The organism is Ihuprevotella massiliensis, assembly GCA_900095835.1.
Lineage (GTDB): Bacteria > Bacteroidota > Bacteroidia > Bacteroidales > Bacteroidaceae > Alloprevotella > Alloprevotella massiliensis.
Genome location: LT608321.1, coordinates 427,947 through 451,542 on the forward strand (window position 1 = coordinate 427,947; position 23,596 = coordinate 451,542).

Consider the following 23,596-nt stretch of genomic DNA (forward strand, 5'->3'; position numbering starts at 1 on the left):
TAATGAGAATATAAAACTTGATTACAGAGTGTGTATCAGGTTTATTTGTGATACTCTTCTGCTAATCCACCTTCAGACGTTTCACGATAGAGAGAAGGAAGGTCACGCCCTGTTTTTCCCATCACAATCACAGCCTTATCATAAGAGATGTGGTGAATGCCTTCAGCAAAAGTGGCATATATGTTAGCATCAAGCGCACGTGCTGCTGCATGAGCATTGCGCTCAATACAAGGAATTTGCACAAGACCGCAGATGGGATCACAAGTCATTCCAAGATGATGTTCTAGTCCCATTTCTGCAGCATACTCAATAGACTGTAGACTACCACCAAATATATAGTTTGCTGCTGCCGCTGCCATAGCACAAGCCACGCCTACTTCGGCTTGACAACCAGCTTCTGCCCCAGAGATAGAAGCTAAAGTTTTTGCAATATTTCCGACAAGCCCAGCAACCGCAAGTGCATGGAGAATGCGCGTTTCACTGACTTGGCGACTCTTTGCGATATGATACAAAACAGCAGGAACCACGCCACAAGAACCACAAGTAGGAGCGGTAACAATTTGTCCGCCACCGGCATTTTCTTCACTTACTGCCAGTGCATAAGCAAAAACAAGTCCACGCGATTGCAAGTTTTTGCCATAACCAAGTGCTTTAATATAATAGCGTGGCGCTTTACGTTGCAGATTTAGCTCACCAGGCAACACACCTTCGTGCTCTATGCCTCTTTCCACAGCATCCTTCATGGCTTGCCATATCTCGCGGAGGAAGTCCCAGATTTCTCGTCCTTCTCTAGCTTCTACATAACTCCAATAGTCCATGCCACGTTCTTCACACCACTTCATGATGTCATTCAAACGATTAAATTCATAGACATCTGGAGTTTCTTTGGCATCATCGCCTTCTTCTGCTAAAGCACCACCGCCCACTGAGAACACCGTCCAAGCATCTTGTCCCATTCCATCAGCATCTAGCCATTCAAATTTCATGCCATTAGGATGAAAAGGGAGTACTATTTCAGGATGCCATACAATCTCTGTGCGCTCAGCACCTAAGACTTCACGAACGGCTTCATCGGTCAAGTGACCTTTTCCCGTAGCCGCAAGACTACCATATAGGGTCACTCGAAAACTGTTGGCTTCAGGATGACGTTGAAGAAATTGTTCTGCAGCTGATCGTGGCCCCATTGTGTGGGAACTGCTCGGCCCATAGCCTATGCGAAAGAGTTCTCTGAGACTTTTCATTATTGTTTTTGTGCTTGTTCGCCGTTTTCGGCTGTGTCACCTTATTCACACCTTAGCAAAGCATCATTAAGTTTGGATTGGTGAAAGGTAGTTCTTCGTCTTGCACTCACTTTCTAAATCACAATAGCTGTGTTTCGACACTTTTTGCAAAGACGAATGCAACTACAAAGGTACGGCTTTTTTGTCGTATGACAGGTGAATATACTCATTTATTTCCGCTTATATACCTCAAAAGCCCCAACAAACTGAGAAAAATGCACTTTTCTCAAAAAAAATCGGGAGAATATTTGGTAGATTCGGAAAAATGTATTTCCTTTGCAATCGCAAACGAGGAACAACGGACAACAAAACAACGTTGAACGATAAACCTCAAAAATAAAAACCCCAAATGGTGCGTTAGTTCAGTTGGTTAGAATACATGCCTGTCACGCATGGGGTCACGGGTTCGAGTCCCGTACGCACCGCACATCACAAGATGTTCAAAGGGTTCCGTAGCTCAACTGAATAGAGCATCTGACTACGGATCAGAAGGTTACAGGTTTGAATCCTGTCGGAATCACTCTTTCTTGTCTGAGGAAGATTAAAATTATCAGACTAACGGCTCCGTAGCTCAACTGAATAGAGCATCTGACTACGGATCAGAAGGTTACAGGTTTGAATCCTGTCGGAGTCACAATAGCATCTTCCCTTTGGAGAAGATGCTTTTTGTTTATATATACTCTCTCTGTTACCTTACACTCTCCCACTCTTTTAATATCATCTCTTCTAGATAAGATCTCTAACGTCTCCACAAATACCAAGCCCTTTTTTATACAGGTTCAGCTAGCAACACGACATAAAGAACCAGCCAACTTTTCGATATTTAAAATCAAACTTCTTTGGACACTACTTTTTTAGCCCAAGCAAAGATAAACCGACCTTCTGTCTTACATTAATTAAGCACAAAAAATCATGCGAATATTTACTTTTTTGATGCTTTTATTTGCCTGCAATCTCTGTGCTCAAAATTATATCAAGGTTGATTTCAGCAAACCTTCCTCCACTAAGAGATTTGTGGTTTACACTCCTTATAACACCGAGCTATTTTCCTGCAAGTGTGCACATGGACAAGGCGGAAAAAGCACCAGAAGCAACCCTGAAATCAGTAATAAAGTAGGAAGTAACTGCTCTTCTGTAGGTAAATTTCAAATTGTAGGTTTTTACGTAAAAGGAGCTATAAAATACCTCAGACTAAAAGGACTAAGCCCCACCAATAGTAATGCCCTAAGAAGAGGTATCTGTATCCACAATAGTAAAATGGTAACATCGTGGAAATGGATTCCATTTTTCAACCTCCCCTTATCTAATGCAAGCAATGGTTGCTTTGCTATAGACAACGAGAGTATGGACAAAGTCGTAAAGTTATATCAGCAAAGGAAATTGAAATTTCTCTATGCAGTAATGTAATCGCACAAAAACAAAAAAGGAATTACAACAAAAGAGCATCTAGCAATTGTCTAGATGCTCTTTTCTCTTTGTTCCCCACAGGACACTACACTCCCCTACCAGAACTATCGACACTCCCCACTTCCTTGGTATGTAAATAATTAACCGTTATGGCAAAATCCAATTTTGGCCAATAAAAAGCAGTAACATATCTTTCCTCTCCTTTCTTCGCATCAGTCTGTTTGATAGAAACAGGGATGATTTCATCAGAAGGGAGAACTTGTCGGAGTCTTTCATCCGTTGAGAGCGGCACTTCAACCTTTGATACGCTTAAGTCCTTGCCCTCAACCTTGATTTCAATTGCCTTTCGCCCCACAATGACATCCGTAACCAGAAGTTCTTCGGGGGAATAGGGCTTCCACCCGTTGGCACCAAAGAACAGTTGGAGTTTGAAGTCCAACAATCTTCTGATAAGCACATCTTGCTCTTGGTCTTTAGGCACCCATTCGTGACTTTCTTTGATGAGGTAGTTTTCGTTTTGTCTCACGAGTCTGACCCATTCATCATTTTTCTCAATGCGACAAAGCGTAGAAGGCAACACAGACTTAGTCTTGCAACTTTTTGCGGCATTTTCCTCAAAATCTAAGTATAAGGTTTGCTTGTCATCGCTCAGTTCATAACAATAGTTACTATAAGCTGGCATAGCATTGTCCGTAATCGTATTGCAGCGCATTTGCTTTCGCCAATCATCAAAGACGGGTTGATGCAACTTGCACATTTTGAAACTGAACTTACTTTCTTGGCGAAGGACTTCAAATTCTAACCAGACATACATCAATGGGATGCGCTCGCCAGAGGTTGTTATGGTTGGTTCTAAGATAGCCCACACGTGCACTTTTTCATCGGAAGGTAGGGTGTTCTCTGCATACCACCAAGACAATTTGCCCAGTCCCATTACTTTTCCCACTTGATTCAAGGAGAGAAATGCAAAAGGATCAATTGCGCTTCGCAACAAGAAGGAGCCAAAAGCCACACTCACCGCAGCAGAGAACGATAATCGCTGAAGCAAAACGTCATACATATCGGCATAGGCTTCAAAATACTCCAATAGTTTGAAATCGTTTCTTAAATAATTGGCTAAATCTTCATAGGCAGACTTCAAGAGCGCAACATTTGGCTGCGACTTATTGAGCGAATACCAGGTTTCGTCCTCGAGCGTTTCATCGTTTTGCAGCATAAAACTTCTGTAGGCTGCTTTGCGATGGCTCTGATGGCGGTTTACGCTGAACAATCCTTTTTGACGCAAATAGAAAGCTGCAAGAGTTTCTAAGAATGCTTGAGGATTGTTGGCAAACAACTGGTTTAATTCCAGCCACCACTTCGGTGCTTGTTCCTTATCATCAAATGGTGATTGGGATTTTAAGAAACAAGCAATCCATTTTTCGGCTATCTTTTCCTTTTTGGCGTTGCGCGCATCGGCATCATCCGACATTTTTAAAGACAAGTCTAACACAACGCGCGCATTGAGCAGATATTGCGGTTTAAAGCCATAATAACTTTTGAGACTGTCCCAAATGGAGTTGGTCGATTCTTCGTAGCTCCTCTTTTTCCTATCTACATAACGCTTGAGAATTCCCTTATCCACTCCTAGTCGAATGGCAAGGACTGAATTGGAAGTTGAAAAATACCGCTGACGAAGCACAGCTAGAATCGTTGCTTGTCTAGCCTCGCAAGGAACGCTGTCTGAGAGTACGTTTAATTCGTTCTCCTTTTGTGGTTCTACCTTATTATTTGCCATATTATTGTTGCTTTATTTAACTGCAAAGGTAGGCTCTTTTCTATAAATAAACAAATTCTCTGTGGCATATCGCTCCCTTTTTACAAAACTAGGTGCATCACCTCTCACTCGCGCACCTAATCATCATTTTCTAAAAACTCCAAGCCCTGCGCAACTGCAAATAACCAAGATAAATAATTACTTTTGCAAAGCAAATCGACATATACTTCCAGAAAAGTTGAAATAAAAGAACGCCATGTCGGAAGAAAGATATATCTTTGCAACAGCAACAATGAAGGATTGGCCATTCGCCACCTTACTTGGTTGTTTGCTATATGCGCTTTCTGCGTTGTCTTAAGGTACGAAATCGGCAAAATTTCAAGCATCACAAAGACAGCAAACATGACGTTCCCCTTTTGTCTATGACAAATGCGGTCGATACATTGTGCACTCATAAGGAGTGCACAATGTTAATCGATTTCTTTTTTCATTGAGACGAACAGCTCTGTTCTGTCAGACTGTACTTTCATTGAGTTTGTTATCTGTTTTTTGCAGACAAGAAAAAGAAATCTATTCTTTCGCATTATTGTTATACTTAGGCGTGAGCAGTTTGTTTCTTCTGTGATGAGGTGTTTGCCGATACCTGTACCTAGAAGTAAAGACTGACTTGCGCCATTTTTGTGTTCAAGCCTTTCCTTTCTTCTACAAGCGAAAACATTATAATCTTTATATCATGGCACTCTACACCATCACCACCAAAATGCGCAAACACGATCCCAGCGGTCAGTTACTCATTGAGCCTGGAATGTCAGTCACCGTTCCATGCAACGCAGGAAATCCTGTTTATTTCAACAACGGACAACTTGTTGTCGACGCTTTTCTTCGTATGTACGGAGTGGATCTTCGCGCAGCAGGCGCACTGAATGCCAGCTTCTTGGATGTGAAGATGGGATAATACTAAGACATTCATTCAAAACTTTACAATATGAACATGAAAATTCCACCTCAAGCAATGGAGAAACTCAAGGAATTTGCTGTAAAAGCTTTTCAAGAAGTTCTTCATTGGGCAAAGAAACAAGTTTCACAAACTTGGAAAGACCTTACTGATGTACCAGAAGTAAGCAAGAACTACTCAGTATCTCTGCTAGATAAGGCGACTTTAGTCTCTATAATTAAAGAGAATGTTGTGCCCAATTCTAATCAAGCTTGTGTCATCAAGCAATCCGATAAACAACACAACTATCTATTTGTTGTTTATGCAAACAATCGAGTGCTCCTACCCAAGGAACAGAATCTAGGAATCTGCATTACTTCTGAAGCACTAAAGAGAGAGGTAGAAACACTATTTGGTGCTAGTAACGTTATAATCATTGAATAATATGTTAGAAAACATTCTCAACTTCATCAAAACTGCTTTGCGTAGTTTTATCTCTTTCGTAAAGAGACTAGCTACCAAACTCATCCACGGTGTCCTTAAGTTCATAGAACACATCGTATCTTGGTTCAAGGGCCGATTGTTGAAAAAGGGTAAACACATTCCAACTGTTTTCAAAGGGAAAACCCTACGAGACTTGTTGAAAACAGCTCCTGTTCACAAACTAGACGAAAATATATGGTCAAATGAGAACGTTGTAGCTCAAGCTGTTTATGATACAGAGACAGATGAAATCACTGATCTGCAGATTTTAGGTGCTGACGAATTAGATAGCGAAACGCAATCTATCTTCAATCAATATTCAAACAATGATATTATCGTTCTAAATTAGAACCATTATGAAAGAATTTATTATTGCCAGTGCTCTAGTCCTACTCATAGGAGGAGGATTGTATTATGCAAGCAAGAAAGGAAAAAAAACAACATTAGATGTATCTTCCATTGATGAAGAAACCCTTGATGGAGAACTCAAGTTGTCAGATGTTGTTGATTTCTTCAAAAATAAAGATCTAAATAAAGAAGTAGACATCCCCTGTCTTATCCATCCCCAATCCTCCAAGGTGTCAAAACTTCATATTACACCTTCCTCCAAACTTCAGAAGGATGGATATACAACAATCATTGTAGCTGTATATAACAAAACAAAGGATTGCATTACTGACGCACAAATAATCCATGCGAAGAGTTTTGGAATGAAACTGAACGAGATGTTGCAAACAACTCAATCGGATATTATTGTATTATCATAAGTATGCTTCCACTATTGCCTTTTCTCCTCTTTGCGGGGCTTTCGAGTGCTTGTATTGTTCTATATACTATAATCACAAAGAAAGATATTATAGCTAAACTCAAAGAGAAGTACTCTAAACGCAAACTAAGAGCAGAGATTCTTGAGGCTGGAAAAAATGCTATTGACGTGGGGATTTTTGACCAACAAACCAATGAATACGTTGGCAAAGAATCATTTATGTCAAAAGAAGGTGTTGATTCAAGCCTTAAGGCTGGAATGTTATTATATACATAGCCTATGATAAATTTCAATAGTGAATCATTCTTGCGAGAAACCAAACAGCAGTTATTTAAGCACCTCTCTTGCATACAAGCCCAAGAAGAATTCTCTCATCTCAATTATAACATTGAACTTCTTCTATTGCAATCTAAGCAAAATGTAGAACAAAAGTATAAGATTACAAATAATGCTTGTTTCTCTATTCACAAAAGTCAAGGCTTTATTTAGGAGCTTAAAAAGTGGTTGAATAACCACCTAGAACGTATTAGTCTCGAACTTCCCAATAATGTTCAGCTTCATATTAAAGCAACACTTTCAGAGAGAAAAAATCGACCAACGAAGACTATGGAAGAAGAAAACAAGCCTAACAACGTGTCTTTGTTCGCGCCAACTTCACCAAAGTATTCTTTTGAGCAAATGATATTGCCCAAAGAAGTGAAACAAGAAATTGATGAAGCTCTAAATATCATCAAGCATCAAAATTTGATTTATAAAGATTGGGGGTTTGAAACTGTGGATCCAGTACCTAAAAGTGTGTTGAACTTCTATGGTCCTCCTGGAACAGGAAAAACAATGTGTGCTCACGCAATCTCACATTTCCTTCAACGACCATTACTATCTCTCAACTATTCAGAAATCGAATCTAAGTATGTCGGAGAAGCTCCTAAGAATCTCCAACAAGCTTTTGATGTAGCCAAAGAATACAATTGTGTTATGTTTTTTGATGAAGCTGACTCGTTCCTAGGAAAGCGCATTGAAAATGTAACACAAGGTGCAGACCAAGCTCTCAATTCACTAAGGAGTCAAATGTTGATTCTACTGGAAGAGTTTTCAGGTGTCGTTCTCTTTGCTACGAACCTTGTTACGAACTTTGACAAAGCTTTTGAGTCGCGCATTCTAAAGCATATTAAGTTTGAACTTCCAAATGAAGAAGCACGAACAAGAATTATTTCTAAAATGTTACCTAAGCAACTTCCTTTTAGTTCCAACTACTCTTTTGAAGACTTGCAACTAATAAGTAAAGAAGCTGAGGGGTTTTCGGGACGTGAAATCAAAAGTGCAATTCTTGAAACGTTGCTTTCAAAAGCTACAAAAGAAGAAGAAAATGCGATGTTTGAGATTTCAGACTTTGTAGAACGTTTCAAGCTAAAGAAGCAAGAAATGAATCGTTTAAAAGAAGAAGCAAGCAAAATAAATAGATTCAATAGTTCAATCAAGGAGCAAATAAAATCAGCCATAGAAAAGAAGGAACAAAATTAAATACAGAGTTGTTGGCTGTGTCCATTGCAACATAAAGATACGCATCAATGGAATTTCCTTCGGAGAAAAAGAATCAAAGCTTAGAATCACAAATTCTATTTGTCCAATCCAAAAGAAAGTATTATCTTTGCAGTTACTACTACGGGGCTGACTGGATTTGACAGCGGTTCGAGGTGGTTAGTAAGCACGCAGTGCGGACGGAAGTGGGCACTATAATCTCGGCTTTCAACAATTTATCTGGCGAAAACAACTTTGCTCTCGCTGCTTAATCGAAGTATAGTAGATTAGCTTTATCCCTTCTCTAGGAGTTGGGACGAGACATCACCCAAGAGCATCCGCTCCTTTGCGTCTTGACATGGTGGTGCAGTAAGAAGGAGATTGGCAAGCCAAGCCTCGGTGGTTCGCTGAAATTTTAGAGGATACGGCAGCATATTAGGTTGTTTCCATCGCAGTGCTGCCCGACAATCAAAGGGAAACTAAGCGTGTAGAAAGCTAGTTGGCTCTCCGTTTGGACGAGGGTTCAATCCCCTCCAGCTCCACATACTTATCAAGAAGCAACAGAATATTCTGTTGCTTCTTTTTTGTTTTCCAACCCTTTTCCTCAAAATTTGGTGCACAAGTTTTCTACTAAAATTCCCCTCGCGCGCGTAACAGGGATTTCTACATTTTTGCTTTCACAACCTTCACACAAACAGCGTGAGTTTTCTTAATTCCTCTCTTCTATGATGGGAGGATGGATACCGCAACGCTACACACAAAATCATAAGAAAGAGACTTACAAAAAACAAGAGCAGGCAACAAAAGTCGAATCTACGTGTAGAATCGTCGGAGAATCTCGAAGAAATGTGGGAGATTTCCGAAAAAACGTGGGAGTTTTTCCCAAAAACGTCGGAGATATTTCTCAAAAAGTCCGAGTTTTTTTGAGAAACGCACCGTAAACTTTTCCCCTATATGAGGATTATTTCTCAGTCATGTTGTGAAGGTTGTGAAAGCAAAAAATAGGAATTACCAGGGAATGCGCACGTGTGACGCGCGCACGAGAAAGCTGAAGGAAACTACTAACGCTAACCAGACAACAAAGAAACCACAAGTTCGGCTGCCCTCAGGAGAAAAGAGTGAAGTAGGAATAGAATGAACCAGCAATAGGCAATACTAGACACTGTATGAAAGTACAACCAGTATAAAAGTCCATAACGAAATCTCTATCACAACATCTTTTAATCTTGATTCTGTGTGTTTTTAGGTTTTGACAACACAGATAAAAGCATAAACAAAAGGGTGCGCTAAACAATCGTTTAGTGCACCCTCTACAAAAAATGAAAATATGGAAAATCAGAAAAAACTAACTATGGAGCGTCTGCCAACATCTGCTAGCTTTATGCTTATCTTTTCACCATTATGCCTCACAGCTCTTGCAATCTACAATATTGCTAAGCAACTCCTTACTGATGCTTTGGCTACGTTGGTAGTACAATCCTTTAATTCCCAACTTCCATGCCTCAATGATAAGCGCATTCACATCGCGCACAGCAAGGGCGGATGGAATGTTGATATTCAAAGATTGACCTTGGTCAATAAACTTTTGACGAATAGAAGCTTGAATGATCAGTTCACGCTGAGAAATTTCCTTAAAGGTCTTGAATACATCTTTTTCCTCTTGGGTAAGAAAATCAAGATGTTGCACAGAACCCTGATTGAGCATAATATTGCGCCACACCTCATCGTTGTTCTTGCCCTTCTCTTCAAGGAGTGCTTCTAGATAACGATTCTTGCGAATGAAGTTACCCTTGGAGAGACCAGCCTTGTAGTAGTTGGACGAATATGGTTCAATACCAGGAGACACCTGACCGAGGATTGACGAACTAGAAGTAGTAGGAGCAATCGCCAGAACTGTTGTATTTCGATACTTAGTTCCTTCAAAACCTGGACTTTCATTGAAGATAGGAGCTGGACCATAAGTTTGTGCCAAAGTGAGAGAAGCAGCTTTAGCCTCCTCACGAATGTGGCGGAAAACCTGATTAGTCAAAGCTTTGGCCTCCATTGATTCAAAAGAAATGCGGTTCTTCTGCAAAAGGGAGTGCCACCCAAGTACACCAAGTCCGAGAGCGCGGTGACGCTCAGCAAACTTGTTTGCCTGGCGCAAGAATGGGGAGTCTTTTGTCTTTTCAATAAACTCTGACATCACTGCATCCAGGAACCAAATAGCGAGTTGCACTGCATCTGTGTCCTTCCACTCTTCCCAAAGTTCGAGATTCATAGAAGAAAGACAACATACAAAGCTTTCGTCTTCCGCATCAGGTAGTTGAATCTCATTGCAAAGGTTAGAGTGAGTGATTTCCAACCCTAAATGCTTGTAGATGTCAGGACGAGTTGCATTGACATTGTCAGAGAATTGGATATATGGCAACCCTTTCTGCTGACGACTCTCTAGCACTTTTGCCCAGATTTCTCGTTTCTCCATATCGCCGTCAATCATTTCCTGCATCCAATAGTCAGGCACACAAACAGCGTAAAAAAGATTTTGGATCGGGCTTCCGATATCCTTGATTTGTAGGAACTCCTTAATGTCGGGGTGGTCGATGTCTAGATAGGCTGCAAAAGAGCCACGACGAGTTGCACCTTGAGACACTGTGTCCATAACAGTATCAAAGAGACGCATGAAAGACACAGCACCAGACGACTTACCATTATTGGTAATCGCTGCACCACGACCACGCAAATTGCCAAAATAGGCAGAGGTACCGCCACCATGTTTGGTTTGCATCATCACCTCACCCAACTTGATAGTAATACCTTCGATGCTGTCTGGGATGTTGCAACCAAAACAAGAGATGGGCAAACCACGGGATGTGCCAAGATTAGACCATACGGGAGAACTACAACTCATCCAACCTTTATAGATGAGTTCTGCAAATCGTTCCTGAAGTTCGGGACGATATAAACGGCGCGCAGCGGCACCCGTGATTCGGTCAATAGCATCGTGAATCGTTTCGCCATGGAGCAAATAGCCACGGTTCAACACGGCTTCCGATTCGTCATTATACCACCAAGGGAGGGCTTTAGTCATGAGAGAGTGAGAAAAATATTTAGATTAGGAGAGTATATAAGACCTCCTGATTAGTATAGTCACATGAAGTAAGAACCTTTAGAAAAGGCTATCAGCATCGAAAGCTTTATCGTGCTTTGTGTAAGCAGTAGGACGCTTTGCAAAGAAATCATCGAGTTCATTAGCAAAGACATTCTCATCAAACCACAACATAGGCTTGTAGGCCTCATCACTGATATTGTAGATTTTGTTATAGCCAAGTTGTGCCAACGAGGTGTCTACACGATACTTCATAAAGTCGAGGAGATTTTGCTTGGTAAAGAATTCCAATTCTCCTTCTTCATAAATCCAATTGAGGAGTTCCACCTCATATTCGAGGTAATCTTTCACAGTTTGTTCTACCACTTCTTGTGAAGGACGCAATTCAGGATGTTCCTTAAATATTTGTGTGAGAAGATAAACTCCTGCATCAGCATGCGTTTGCTCGTCAATAGAAGTCCACGCAATGATGTTAGAAGTGCTTCGCATATAACCGCGGAAGTGCGTGAAAGAAAGAATATTCGCAAACTGTGAGAAAAGCGAAGAGTTCTCAATAACGATGACGAAGAAGAGTAATTTCTCCACAAAAGTCTTCTTAGAATTGAAATGGTCTTCGATAAGCCCTAGCTTATGTTTGAAGACAGGAATCTCGATGAGAGCTTCAAATTCATCATTATATCCAAGTACCTCGAGCAACTGCGAATAAGCCATTGCATGGCGATGTTCACACTCTGAGAAAGTTGCGCCAAGACCATTGAATTCTGGCTTTGGAAGATGCTTATAAAGGTCACCCCAAAAGGTTTTCACAGAGACTTCCACCTGCGCGATACTTAGCAAGCTGCGCTTTACGACCTCTTTCTCGATGGAAGATAGGTTAGAATGAAAGTTCTGAATATCGGAGGTAAACTCCACTTCACTATGCACCCAAAACGTTTTGTTCATCTTATCGACAAAGTCCATCGTCTCGGGGTATTCAAAGGGTTTGAAATTCACCCGTTTATCAAATATACCCATTGTTTTTTCGTTTATTTTCTGCGCAAAGATACGATAAAAATAACGATTAAGCGCATCATTCGAGAAAGAAAAAATCTTCTATTATTCCAATTTTCAACTTCTGCAATCAGCGTCTATCAAAGGGGGCAAATCTCAGATTAATTGACTATATTTGCACTTACTCCAAGGCAAGAATTGCATATATAATTTATATTCAAACCATCATGCAATGTATCTCTTTGGAAACAATCATCCTCTATCATTTTACAACAGCTATTATGCATACTATTTCGCTTATTCTCGTTGTACTTTCTGCACTACTCTTTCTCTACATCTTTATACTTGAAACTCTCCTCACCAATTCTCAGCGAACAGCCAAGACATTTAGAATGTCTGTGGATGAACTCTCTGGTAAATCATTGAACACGCTAATGAAAAATCAAGGTGTTTACAATGCACTTATTGGTGTTGGGCTTCTATACGGGGCTTTTGTTTCACACAACACTTGCGAGGTATCTATGCTCTTCTTGAGTTTCGCTGTCTTAGTTGCTGTTTATGGTGCGATTAGCTCCCAATGGATAATTCTGATAAAGCAAGGAGGATTCCCCATTTTGGCATTACTCAGTCTCATTCTTTTCGGATAATCCTAATCTTTTACTTCCTGCATCAGCGCCTATCACGACCAAAAAGAATGAGAATCTCTTGACAATTCCACCGAAAATGCTTACCTTTGCCGTCAAACTTCCAAAATATTGAAATAGCCTATCGAAACACCTCTACGCATCTATCAATACATAAACATCATTAGTCATGGACAATTACAAGATGATGACCGACCAAATGCTGGTAGGTTATTACATGATGGGGTGCAATGAGGCTTTCGACTGCTTGCTAGAACGATATAAGGATAAACTTTTTCAATATATTCTCGCTCGTGTGCACCAAGAGGATTTGGCGAACGATCTTTTCCAAGAAACGTTTATCAAAGTGATTCTCAACTTGCGACAAGGTAAATATACGGATTCGGGGAAATTCTATGCCTGGGTTACACGCATTGCTCACAACTTAATCATAGATTATTTCCGCAACGATAGCGACATCAGTCTTTCCCCAACTGAAAGTAATACTGATCCGTGGGAGAATGCACCTGCAGCAGCGCAAGAAGATACGTTTGAATATGAGATGTTGCTCGGTCGGTTGGCATCTTTAGTGGATTTATTGCCAAAGGAACAACAAGAGGTGGTGCGAATGCGCTATTTCCAAGATTATTCCTTTAAAGAAATCGCTAGCAAGACCGGGGTTAGTATTAACACTTCGCTTGGACGTATGCGTTATGCCCTACTAAATCTGCGAAAAATAGCGCAAGCTCAGCAAGTGACTTTAGACTAACCACTGAAGTCTACAGTTATTTTCGTGACAAAACTTTGGTGTTTTGCAAAGCCACGATGTGAGAAAGATAATTTTCTCAAAATTTCAGTCTATATGAGATACTAAAAACGGCATAGGCACGTTATAAGGGTATAATTTTATACACTCTTATTACGTGCCTATGACTGATTTTACACAAGAACGTTCACAACCGAATGCCACCTCGATTGAAAAAATCAAGCAATTCGCTCGCGAATGCACAAAGTTGGCAACCATCCACTCTGATTCATCTCTTATTCTCACACAATTGGTTGCCACACAACACAACTGTTGCTAAACATAGCCTCAACAATCCCCCCACAATATGAAGAAAATTCTACTCCTTGGTTCTGGAGAACTCGGTAAAGAGTTCACCATCGCCGCCCAACGCTTGGGACAACACATCATTGCCTGCGACAACTATGCAGGTGCTCCTGCTATGCAAGTGGCAGATGAATACGAAGTTTTCTCGATGCTCGATGGTGACGCCCTTGATGCCGTCGTGGCAAAGCATCAGCCTGATGTTATCATCTGTGAGATTGAGGCTATTCGCACAGAACGTCTTTACGACTACGAAAAACAAGGAGTACACGTCGTGCCTTCAGCACGTGCCGTAAACTTCACAATGAACCGCAAAGCGATTCGCGATTTGGCAGCAATCGAGTTGGGTCTTAAGACTGCCAAATACTTTTATGCTACTACGCAGGAAGAACTCCAAACTGCCGCAGACAAGATTGGTTACCCTTGCATTGTCAAACCTTTGATGTCATCAAGTGGTAAGGGACAATCATTGGTAAAAAGTGCAGAGGAAGTGCCCGCAGCCTTTGAGTATGGTATGGCAGGAAGTCGCGGTGACGTCCAAGAACTCATTGTTGAAGAGTTTGTCAACTTCGACTATGAGATAACCCTTCTCACCGTCACCCAAGACAATGGCAATACACTCTTCTGCCCTCCCATAGGCCATGTGCAGAAAGGCGGTGACTACCGTGAGAGCTTCCAACCTTTGGCTATGGATCCACAGCATTTGGAAGAAGCCCAACGCATGGCAAAAGCGATAACCGAAGCACTTACTGGTGCTGGGGTGTGGGGTGTAGAATTCTTCATTAGCCGCGAAAATGGTGTTTACTTTAGCGAACTCTCTCCTCGCCCACACGACACTGGCATGGTGACTCTTGCAGGTACTCAAAACTTCAACGAATTTGAACTACATTGCCGCGCTGCCCTAGGGTTGCCCGTACCATGCATCAAAACTTTACGTAAGGGCGCCAGCGCAGTTATCCTTGCTACAGAAACTTCTAACGAGCCTCCTAGTTATAAAGGTATCGAACTTACTTGTGAAGAGGACGCAGATATTCGCCTCTTTGGCAAACCTACTACCCGTCCTAATCGCCGTATGGGTGTTGTCGTTGTTAGCGGAGAACTATCTGAAGACCTTGACAACATCCGTGATAAAGCAAAGCGACTCGCTAGCTATGTCGAGGTAGTTTCACCCACAAAGTAAAAACCCTGCTAGGTTGGAAAACCTACATGGATTGCATGGGTAAGAGATATCTTCTCGCTTTATTCCTCTTTGAGGAGTTTCATCTTCTCATCTAAAAAAGTCTGCATCAGAAAGAAATTTCTGATGCAGACTTTTTATGTTTAGAACTAAAGAGAGCTTGTGCCGCTTCAATTCTCGACTATCATTTGCTGTAACAACGAATGCTTCAAGTGTTCTGCTTGTTTAAACTATAAAGCACTACTTAGCCCCTACAAAAACAGGGCGAATACTGTTACCTTTTGTACCATCATCTCCTTGATAGTCTCCATAGAGACCATCACGATCGGCTGAAATGAATGCTCCCCAACTGTCGTTGTCTTCCCATACTTTACCTACCCAATAGTAAGCACCATAACCAACATTCTTCAGCACTCCTTGCTCATAGCGCGATCCTGCACAAGGGAAGAAAACACCCTTTGCAATCTCCTCAGACGTCAAAGCCTTCGCTATACGTATGTTTCGTTCAGGAACACCATTAGTTGGGTTGGTTGCAAGAAATCCATAGATTTTCAAACCATCAGTTTCAACATATCCATACTGCCAAGACGCATCATTGATGAGTGCAAGCGACTCTTTGCGAGAAGGCAAACGATATTCTCCCTTTGTTGCCCAAAAAGCAAGGTCGCCAAAAGCAGCTTTCTCAAAATCGGTCGTCTCATTTTGCATTTTAGCATCCGTATAGAGCTTACCTTCAAAGTAAGTATTGGCTGTACCACCGTGAGTATCGTCTATTGCCAAAGCATTTGCGCCTACCACTCCCATGTTGAAGTGGTCCACTTGATCGGCAGATTGAGGGGTTTTACTGCGACTGCCTTCTCCTCTAACTCCAGACACAGGATTAAAATAATCCCATTGATGAGCTGCGATTTTCCAAGTACCTTTATCGTATTGTAGATTACCCGTCGCCCATTTCACTCCCGCTACTTCCACAAACTTGGGAGTAGCGGGCTGTGGAGTGGGTGTTTCATTTTCATCCACTGTGATTTCTTTAATGTCTTCCATTGGGAATGCAACCACCGTACCGTCAGTTTTCAGCACTTTCACGGTGTAGGTTTGCGCTTGCATAGCCATTGCCATACAAGCAGCAACCAGAGAGAGTAATATTTTCTTCATAGATTGAATGATGTAAATTAGATTGTTTCCTTGTGATTATCAACTTCTACCGATAGCTATCAGCGGTCAGAGTCTATTTTCAGTGTTTAATATGAGGTATTCATCGTTTCTGGCACACAAATATAGAAGTCAGAACGGCCCAATTGCACCTCGTCTAAAGCCTCCACACTCTCCTGTCGCACTGCTGTAACGAGCGCAATGCGTAGCTGAGGACAAAAACGCAATAATTGTTCGATGATGCCTTTGCGAAAATCTGTGTGATAGCTCCCATTGAAATGAACAAAGTGGATATTATGTTGCCAGTTTTGCGCGATATTCCATGCCATTGTTGCATCCTTCAAAGCTTGCGCTTCAACATAATGCCCTCTATTGGAGTGACCTGCCATTGCCCCCATTACTTCAAATGCCTTTTCTGCAGTAGAATCGCGTTCCACATAAATAGGTAACGGAGGTAGATAAGCTCGCGAAGCACTAGAAAGACTATCCAACCAAGCAAGTCCGTGCTCCTTTACGGCATTCGCATAGCGACGAGGGACATTAGTTGCAATAAAAGGTAGTTTATTATCGTAGGCAATAGAGAGCAAAGGCGCATAATCAGTAGAATGATTAGGCCACAAACGACATTCTGCTTCAAAACGATCCCCAGAAATACGACGTTGCAGGTATTCGTCAAGAATAAGCTGGTTGTCCGACTCAAACATCTCGGCTCCCACCATTACATTCTTCCCAAAACGATCCACAAAAGTCTGAAGCACATTTTGCTCCATCCAGTGTGTAATGGGGCAATTGTGCATTTCGCCAAAGAAAACAACATCAGCGCGCGACAGACTATCCATCATCACATCATACGTAGTGGGTTTGCCATTATAATCAAACAAAGTGTAGGCCTGAGGTTGCTGGGCATATACTCCACAAGTAAAGAGAAAGGTAAGCAGTAAAAGCAGTTTACGCATATATTATAGAGATAAAAAGGTAATTAAACTTGAAATTTGAACTGATTATTCCGCAAGGAAAAGCCAATGTTGCTGTTGGATGAGGGTCTGGAAGCCACGTTGCACATCTTCTGGACGTATGCTATCCAAGACTTCCTCATATCGATTGAAATCCTCTAGACTTTCTTCGTTTTTAATCAAGCGTTCTATTGCCATTCTCCAGGCTGCAGCATCGTCTGGTGCCAGTTCATCATTTTTGGCTATAAGGAAAGGACGTTTTAATTGCGCCAATTCTGCTTCACTCAAAGGCACTTGTTTGAGATTCTTCTCTATTTCAGTCATAACCTCCTGAATTTTCTTCCGTTGATTGGGTGCAGCGGTTAAACTAACATCCATCAGAAAGTGCGCCCATGGGCTAGCATCATAGAAAAGCGACACATAAGGTGAGTAGACTAAGCCTTCTTTTTCTCTAACAATCTCAATGACGCGCTGTCTGAGAGCATCGCGCATTAGTTTCAGTACGAGCGAAGGGCGCAAGCCAGGCTCATATTGTCCACTCCAAAGTCGTTCGATGCGCAGCAATTCTGTTTTTTCTTCAGCATTATCTGAAAATTGCAGCCAAGTTTCAGCAGATTGGCTAGGAGTTGCCCAAGGTCTTTGAGTGGAAGGTAGAGGATGTGCCGCAGGGAGTTGGCTGAAAACAGCAGCAATGCGCTTGAGTTCTTCTTGAGCATCAAAAGTTCCCGTCACGATGATAGTAGTTTGCTCCGTTGGCGCATAAAGATTATGATAAAATTCAGCCATATCGTCCAACTTCATTCGCTTCAAATCCAAGCTGTCTGGCTCCTCTGCGGTAAAAGGCAGCACATGACCAGCCCATTTATCCACTTCTTGGTTGATCAAATGCTCTGGCGAACGGTGAAGCATGCGCGATAAAGTAGTCTCTTTCCCATGCTGCTCTAGAAGTTCTTGGCGCACATCTTCAAAATCATTGTAACGCAACTCTGGATAAAGCCACTTTTCGCGCAAGAAATTGTAAAACAACCGACTATTCTTTGTGGCAGTTTGTCCCAAAAATCCGTGCCAATGGTGCTCCATTGAGGTAATCAACGTGATACCGTGCGACATTTGAAAATCTGGCAAGGCTTCAGCCGATAGGCTTCTCGTACCTCCCATATCCATATATCCTGCAGTACCTTCTAAAAGATTGTACTTTTCAATAGGGATACTAGCAGTACCTTGAGGAGCAATGACGCTGATGTGCATCAAGCTATCGGCAGAAGGTGTTGGCTTAAGCACAATGCGCAGTCCATTCTTCAAACGCGCATCAGTTATTTTGAGGTTGGAATAGAACTTTTGTTCCACTACCATACGCTCATCGTAGGCTGGAAATGTAGAGATTTCCTTAGGAATCTTCACTTCCTGCGAAGCTGCCTCCTCCACTTCTCGATATTCATAGTGAGGACGACGGCCTCGCGTACCTTTTTTCCAAAACCATTCCCAAAGCTTACTGCGCTCAGCTTCTGACTCCTCAGATTGTTTCATTCGATTTGTCCTAACGGCAACCAACAGACTTTGGTCAGCGGCTTGCATCCATCGTTTGAGCATCCGCTGCAGGTCGGCACTTGTCGTTTCATTGATGCCAGTAATCAACTGTTGCCACTGGAGTGAATCCGAAAAATAGCGATCGCCAACAACAGCATAATCGATGAAATCATCGCACCACACCGCAGAACTACGAGCACGCGTGGGATTCTTCTGCTGCATTGAGGCGATAAAGTGTCGTTTGGCGCTACGTAATTCTGGGCCACACCAACCATCTGTAACCATCTGCTGGAATGCCATCGCGACTTGTCGAACACTATCGCGCAAACTTTGTACATCTGGAGCTCCTACGCTCGTTGTGAAGTGATTGATATTGCCGAGATACCACGCATCACTCAAAGAACTGCGCATTCCCAAAGCACGGAGTCTGCGTTCAGCCAGCAGCATCAGTAGTTTTCCTAGCTGTATTTCAAGTGCATCTCCCATAGTGCGCTGGGGATTAACACGATGAGGCACAATGAGCTCGGCAGAAGTGCTAGAAATGAGCTCATCGTGTAACACCATCACTTGAGCTCCCTTATCATATTTGAAAGGAGAGATGTCCTCAGATGAAAACTTTGCAGGAATCTTTCCAAAGACACTCTTCACCTTCTCCTGAAGTTTATCTGCATCTATCGCACCTACAACAATAAGTGTTGCACGATTAGGATTATACCATTGTGTATAAAACTGACGCAACCCCTCAGACGTAATTGCAGCTACCTCGCTTGGTGTCCCAATAGGCAACCTTGCATACGCTCCTTTTCCATGTTTTAGCGAAAAGAAATCATCATTCGTGTTGTACGCTCTAATTTCTTCTTGAATGATTCCCTTTTCTTGTTCCACCTTTTGGGGCAAAATGCTTATTTTGTCCAACCACTCTGCCACCATCGGTAAAGATTGCTCCAATAGCTCCATGTCATTGGGGAGCGAAGGCACAGCAGTTTGATAGACCGTTCGGTCATATCCTGTCATGGCATTGATGTCTTGACCAAACTTCATACCATGTTGCTCCCAAAAACTCACCATTTCTCGCTGCGGATAAGACTGAGTTCCTCCAAAAGCAAGATGTTCGATGAAATGCGCATGCCCATGTTGGTGATTCTTCTCTGCAGCTGATCCGACATTAAGCACAAGACGTATTTCTGCACGTCCCGAAGGTTGTGCATTTGGCATCAGCATATAGCGCAAACCATTGGGAAGAGTTCCCGTAACAAGTTGCTTTGGCAAAGACACCAATGTGCGCGATTTGAAAGGTACACTCGCCCACCCCATCTGATTTCCTACCATCCATAAGGAACAACAAAGTAGGCACTTAGATAGATGGGAGGAAACAAGAAGTCGAAACACAGAGTATCGAGAAAGAAACATAGAAAATCATTATAATGTAGATCACAGAACTTTAGAATAACTCAGCCCTGATCTACTCAAACGTATGAGCCACGCTCTTATTCCTATGATAATTCCAGAGGAAATTTCATAGAAAGGCTCAACCAAAGGGAATAGGCAGCTCCCCAAAAACCAACTTGGTGCTAAGGTTGTGCCACAACAAGAGTTGCTACACAGCCTTAGCCAAGGTATAGTTTGAATTTTAATCGTAGTCAATGTAGCAACGCGTGTAGCCCATGCCACCAGCGTCAAAGGAAAACTCAAAATGTAGCTTTCCAGTTTTGAAATCTACACTAGCCTTTGGAGCAACAAAGTTCTCAGCCTCATCATATTCATTCTTTTCAGACGAGGAAGTATTGAGATAATGCAAAGGATCTGGCGTTCCATCTTTACCGTCATTTGTGATTTCTGCCAATTCCTCCCAACGCTCAAGCGTTTGTTCTTTTACGATTTGCTGAGCTTTATCCCAAGTAGAGAAATAATACTGAAAAGGAATGCGACGTGTAGGGTCACCATAGGCATCTTTCTGATCGGCAATAAAGTTCACAGAAGCATTAACTCCAGCATTCACATTACTAAAAGTCAAACCATCTAGCGCAACATTGAAGTCGCCAAAGCTATTTTTATGCCAATTAAGGATTTCCATCACCTTCTTGTAGTCTTCACCTGCGTCTTCGCCATACCAAAACTCGTCGTTTCCAACGGTGAGTTGATACAACAGATAGCGCTGATAATTGGTCATTCCTAGGGGATTATATGTCATTTTCAGCACAGGTTTCTCAGGAGTTGATTGTTCACTGAGGGTGATGATGGTATAATCCTCTAGGTTACGTTCATAAGGTTGGGTGAAAGCTTGCATGCTCTCATAACCTGGAAAGAATAAACGAGCATGAAGTTTCTTCACACCAAGCACCTTGGTGAGATCTATGCCGAGTTTTTCTTGATAACCTTTGACAAGCTGCTGTTGTGCTGCTGTGAGTTGTGGTGCTTCTAGAACACGCACGACAACACTATCCACATCTGAAACAGCATATTGAGCATCACCCACCATCAACTTACCATTATTAAGTGGTAAACTTTGGTCTTTGAGCGTTGAAAAATCCCACATCTTACTTGAGTTGGGCTGATACACACCAAGCGTCTGTGCTGACGATGCCCCAATACCACAAAGCAACATCATCGCTGCAATAAAGGTACGCTTCATCTTACAAAGATTTTAGTAGATTTATCTTTTACGCGGAGCACGTACAAGCCATTAGTTGGTACGGTGCCCACAGTCTCAAATTGGGCACTACGCTGCACATGAGTAGAAACCAACTGCCCATTGAGAGAGTAAAGCGCTGAAACAGTGCCAACAGGAGCATTAACGAGCACCTCTTGACCCTGAAGTTGCCACAAAGCTTGTTGTTGAATAGGGCTAATTCCAGTGGGCACAACTGAAAGTTGGAGAGCGCCAAAAGTGGCGAGTGAAAAACTTTCTGTTTGACCATTTTGCGTGAAGTGAACCTTCCCATCTGAAAATGTAATCTTCAGGTGTTTAGCAGAGAAAGATTTAATTTCCTTGGTGCCATCAAGAAGTTTGATGGCACCTTCTTTTGTGTTTTTGTTGCTGTCTGCCGTTTGTGCCAAAGCGGGCACAGTAGAAAGCAGTAGCAACAACGCTGCGTAAACTTTTTTCATATTGTGATTGTTTAAGTTGTTGCAAAGAAATGAACTGTAACTTCAGAGCAATGTAAAGAAACTACGGGTGTTAGCTCTAACGATATCAGAGTTTTTTGAAAAAAACTCGGAGATTCTCAGAAAAATGTCAGAGAAAATTGGAAAAATGTCGGAGATTTTTTCGGACTTCTCCCACATTCGTACCAATCTCTGAGAACCACCAGAAAGCGGCAAACGCTATTCTCCTAATCTCAGACGCGGCCAACCAAAATTCTGTGTAGCACGGTCATTGTAGAGATATTCGCCCTTGGGAATTGGGAGATTCCAACGATAGTCGTTGGCTGAAATGCGTTGTTTGTTCGATAGCCCCTCATTCCAATGGCTCAGTAGCGTATGGCGATAGCGCTTTATATCGAAAAAGCGCTCTCCTTCGCCAAGAAACTCTTGTTGTTTTTCTTGTAAAATAGCGGAAAGCAACGAATCTCCTTCCAAGTTTGTGGCCAATAAAGTGGCTTTGCGCTGACTTAGATAGTCATTCATCACGGCTATCGCTTCGGCAGCTTTGCCTTGATGTGCTAAGGCTTCTGCTAGTATGAAGTAAGCACCAGCAGTGCGGTACAAACTCACATAGTGCGTTTCGCCAGAGGCGCCACCATTCGTGCGAGACCAATTGACGGCATTGTACTTGCCAAAACAATTCTTCATCTGTCCGAGAGGAGACTCTGGCAATTTCTTGTCAAATGCTGTGACATCACGTCGCAAATCAGTCTGACCGAAACGAGAAAGCACGGCTGGATTTACCGTGAAACAATCCCCTGTTTGTCGGTCATACACGATTTCCGTATAGAAATATCTGTTGATGTAGGGAGCAAAAATACGAGCACTGCACAGGTTACCTTGCCACAATTGTTGATACACCTCAGGGCTGAGAGAGAGAGTACCGCCTTTTTGTTCTATCACTAAGCGAGCCCATCGCTCAGCTTCGGTAAAATCCCCTGCATATAACTCTAATTCCGCACGAAGATAGGCAGCTGCAATCGACGTGAACCAATGCTGTTCGTTGTTAGTCGAAGAAACTTCTGTTTTGTTTGGGGCGCTAAAACTTGCGAAAGGGGTACTGCGTTCGAGTATATTGCGAATACTATCGATGCTCTCGCCTACCGATAAGCGAGGAGAAGCCGACATCTGCAGATGATCTTTGAAGATGATGCCCGCACTATCAGAAGCTACAGAGGGAATAGGCGCAAAAGCTCGAAGCAACTGGAAGTAAGCATAAGCCTTTATGCGTTGACTTTCTAAAGCTATGCTCTGAAGCTCAGTCGAATTAGGTAAAGAGTCTATTCGCTCTGCCACAGCATTCGCCACGGCAATGCTAGAATAATAGTGTGCCCACAAATCATTCGCCAGGTTTGTCAGTTCATCAGCGTCAAAACTGGCGAGTTTCTGAAGCGAAGGACTGCTACGCAGTTTATAAGTGGGACGAAAATCATCACTCAGCACGGACCAAGTAAAATGCTCCAAAGGCAGATTTGCATAGGCTGTTGCCAAAAGCTCACGCGCAGTCTGAGCATTCACAACAGCATTGGGGTCTGCATATCGATTTTCATAAGGAACATCGAGAGAACAGCCTTGAAAACTCAAAAACAGTCCCAATAATACTGTGCCAACGATGAGAGAGGGGCGTTGGGACTTTGTACAACGCACACCAAACGATTGAGAGCCAAAGTAGAATTTCATCGAGACTAGT

Annotated in this window: 21 protein-coding genes, 3 tRNA genes and 1 other RNA gene; 14 read left to right on the top strand and 11 right to left on the bottom strand. The window is 42.3% G+C overall.

Annotation, left to right across the window (positions count from 1 at the left end; all coding sequences use genetic code 11):
• Positions 1 to 41 precede the first annotated feature (41 nt).
• Complete coding sequence (locus tag BQ2633_RS01940; protein ID WP_075564781.1) at positions 42 to 1,241, bottom strand: L-serine ammonia-lyase, iron-sulfur-dependent, subunit alpha; 1,200 nt, start codon at positions 1,239 to 1,241, stop codon at positions 42 to 44.
• Positions 1,242 to 1,631: 390 nt separating this feature from the next.
• On the opposite strand from BQ2633_RS01940, the gene BQ2633_RS01945 reads away from it, so the two are divergent.
• From BQ2633_RS01945 to BQ2633_RS01960, 4 genes are all read left to right on the top strand, one after another.
• Positions 1,632 to 1,705: transfer RNA gene (locus BQ2633_RS01945), tRNA-Asp, on the top strand.
• A 21-nt stretch (positions 1,706 to 1,726) separates the two neighbouring features.
• A tRNA-Arg gene (locus BQ2633_RS01950) sits at positions 1,727 to 1,800 on the top strand.
• A gap of 40 nt (positions 1,801 to 1,840) precedes the next feature.
• Positions 1,841 to 1,914 (top strand) — tRNA-Arg (locus tag BQ2633_RS01955).
• A gap of 278 nt (positions 1,915 to 2,192) precedes the next feature.
• Positions 2,193 to 2,687 (top strand): murein L,D-transpeptidase catalytic domain-containing protein, encoded by a 495-nt coding sequence (locus BQ2633_RS01960; RefSeq protein WP_083233899.1) that lies wholly within the window; start codon positions 2,193 to 2,195, stop codon positions 2,685 to 2,687.
• An 85-nt stretch (positions 2,688 to 2,772) separates the two neighbouring features.
• Here the strand turns inward: BQ2633_RS01960 and BQ2633_RS01965 are convergent, their stop codons facing one another.
• A complete protein-coding gene (locus BQ2633_RS01965; RefSeq protein ID WP_075564783.1) occupies positions 2,773 to 4,464 on the bottom strand; it encodes a hypothetical protein in 1,692 nt (563 codons plus the stop codon).
• A 116-nt stretch (positions 4,465 to 4,580) separates the two neighbouring features.
• A complete protein-coding gene (locus BQ2633_RS01970; RefSeq protein WP_141700108.1) occupies positions 4,581 to 4,847 on the bottom strand; it encodes a hypothetical protein in 267 nt (88 codons plus the stop codon).
• Between the two features lie 329 nt (positions 4,848 to 5,176).
• Between BQ2633_RS01970 and BQ2633_RS01975 the strand changes: the two genes are divergently transcribed.
• The 7 genes from BQ2633_RS01975 (at position 5,177) to ssrA (ending at position 8,689) form a co-directional block, all read left to right on the top strand.
• Positions 5,177 to 5,398, top strand: a complete 222-nt coding sequence (locus BQ2633_RS01975; protein WP_075564785.1) for a DUF6140 family protein — start codon at positions 5,177 to 5,179, stop codon at positions 5,396 to 5,398.
• A 30-nt stretch (positions 5,399 to 5,428) separates the two neighbouring features.
• Positions 5,429 to 5,821 (top strand): hypothetical protein, encoded by a 393-nt coding sequence (locus tag BQ2633_RS01980; protein ID WP_075564786.1) that lies wholly within the window; start codon positions 5,429 to 5,431, stop codon positions 5,819 to 5,821.
• Position 5,822: 1 nt separating this feature from the next.
• Positions 5,823 to 6,209, top strand: coding sequence for a hypothetical protein (locus tag BQ2633_RS01985; RefSeq protein ID WP_075564787.1), 387 nt, complete (start codon positions 5,823 to 5,825; stop codon positions 6,207 to 6,209).
• Positions 6,210 to 6,216: 7 nt separating this feature from the next.
• Positions 6,217 to 6,627: a hypothetical protein gene (locus BQ2633_RS01990; RefSeq protein ID WP_075564788.1), complete on the top strand. Its 411-nt coding sequence runs from the start codon at positions 6,217 to 6,219 to the stop codon at positions 6,625 to 6,627.
• 2 nt (positions 6,628 to 6,629) lie between these two features.
• Positions 6,630 to 6,902, top strand: coding sequence for a hypothetical protein (locus BQ2633_RS01995; protein WP_075564789.1), 273 nt, complete (start codon positions 6,630 to 6,632; stop codon positions 6,900 to 6,902).
• Positions 6,903 to 7,232: 330 nt separating this feature from the next.
• Positions 7,233 to 8,147 carry an ATP-binding protein gene (locus BQ2633_RS02005; protein ID WP_141700109.1) on the top strand — a complete coding sequence of 305 codons (915 nt, stop codon included), beginning with the start codon at positions 7,233 to 7,235 and terminating at the stop codon, positions 8,145 to 8,147.
• Positions 8,148 to 8,290: 143 nt separating this feature from the next.
• Positions 8,291 to 8,689: a transfer-messenger RNA gene (gene ssrA, locus BQ2633_RS02010) on the top strand.
• Between the two features lie 854 nt (positions 8,690 to 9,543).
• Here ssrA and BQ2633_RS02020 read toward each other — a convergent pair.
• Both BQ2633_RS02020 and BQ2633_RS02025 read right to left on the bottom strand, forming a co-directional pair.
• Positions 9,544 to 11,214, bottom strand: coding sequence for a ribonucleoside-diphosphate reductase subunit alpha (locus BQ2633_RS02020; protein WP_075564793.1), 1,671 nt, complete (start codon positions 11,212 to 11,214; stop codon positions 9,544 to 9,546).
• Between the two features lie 78 nt (positions 11,215 to 11,292).
• Complete coding sequence (locus BQ2633_RS02025; protein WP_075564794.1) at positions 11,293 to 12,246, bottom strand: ribonucleotide-diphosphate reductase subunit beta; 954 nt, start codon at positions 12,244 to 12,246, stop codon at positions 11,293 to 11,295.
• 203 nt (positions 12,247 to 12,449) lie between these two features.
• Between BQ2633_RS02025 and BQ2633_RS02030 the strand changes: the two genes are divergently transcribed.
• The 3 genes from BQ2633_RS02030 to purT all read left to right on the top strand — a co-directional run bounded on the left by BQ2633_RS02030 (position 12,450) and on the right by purT (position 15,133).
• A complete protein-coding gene (locus tag BQ2633_RS02030; RefSeq protein WP_346047980.1) occupies positions 12,450 to 12,869 on the top strand; it encodes a DUF1304 domain-containing protein in 420 nt (139 codons plus the stop codon).
• A 166-nt stretch (positions 12,870 to 13,035) separates the two neighbouring features.
• Positions 13,036 to 13,614: an RNA polymerase sigma factor gene (locus tag BQ2633_RS02035; protein WP_075564795.1), complete on the top strand. Its 579-nt coding sequence runs from the start codon at positions 13,036 to 13,038 to the stop codon at positions 13,612 to 13,614.
• A 343-nt stretch (positions 13,615 to 13,957) separates the two neighbouring features.
• Complete coding sequence (gene purT, locus BQ2633_RS02040) at positions 13,958 to 15,133, top strand: formate-dependent phosphoribosylglycinamide formyltransferase (RefSeq protein WP_075564796.1); 1,176 nt, start codon at positions 13,958 to 13,960, stop codon at positions 15,131 to 15,133.
• 237 nt (positions 15,134 to 15,370) lie between these two features.
• Here purT and BQ2633_RS02045 read toward each other — a convergent pair whose 3' ends face one another.
• From BQ2633_RS02045 to BQ2633_RS02070, 6 genes are all read right to left on the bottom strand, one after another.
• A complete protein-coding gene (locus BQ2633_RS02045; protein WP_075564797.1) occupies positions 15,371 to 16,285 on the bottom strand; it encodes a hypothetical protein in 915 nt (304 codons plus the stop codon).
• Positions 16,286 to 16,371: 86 nt separating this feature from the next.
• Entirely contained in the window at positions 16,372 to 17,238 is an 867-nt protein-coding gene (locus tag BQ2633_RS02050; RefSeq protein WP_075564798.1) for a ChaN family lipoprotein, read from the bottom strand.
• A 45-nt stretch (positions 17,239 to 17,283) separates the two neighbouring features.
• Positions 17,284 to 20,091, bottom strand: coding sequence for an insulinase family protein (locus BQ2633_RS02055; protein WP_075564799.1), 2,808 nt, complete (start codon positions 20,089 to 20,091; stop codon positions 17,284 to 17,286).
• Between the two features lie 301 nt (positions 20,092 to 20,392).
• A complete protein-coding gene (locus BQ2633_RS02060; RefSeq protein WP_075564800.1) occupies positions 20,393 to 21,394 on the bottom strand; it encodes a DUF4929 family protein in 1,002 nt (333 codons plus the stop codon).
• Positions 21,391 to 21,870 (bottom strand): hypothetical protein, encoded by a 480-nt coding sequence (locus tag BQ2633_RS02065; RefSeq protein ID WP_075564801.1) that lies wholly within the window; start codon positions 21,868 to 21,870, stop codon positions 21,391 to 21,393. Before BQ2633_RS02065 ends, BQ2633_RS02060 begins: the two co-directional genes overlap by 4 nt.
• A gap of 216 nt (positions 21,871 to 22,086) precedes the next feature.
• Positions 22,087 to 23,586, bottom strand: coding sequence for a RagB/SusD family nutrient uptake outer membrane protein (locus BQ2633_RS02070; protein ID WP_083233901.1), 1,500 nt, complete (start codon positions 23,584 to 23,586; stop codon positions 22,087 to 22,089).
• Positions 23,587 to 23,596 lie beyond the last annotated feature (10 nt).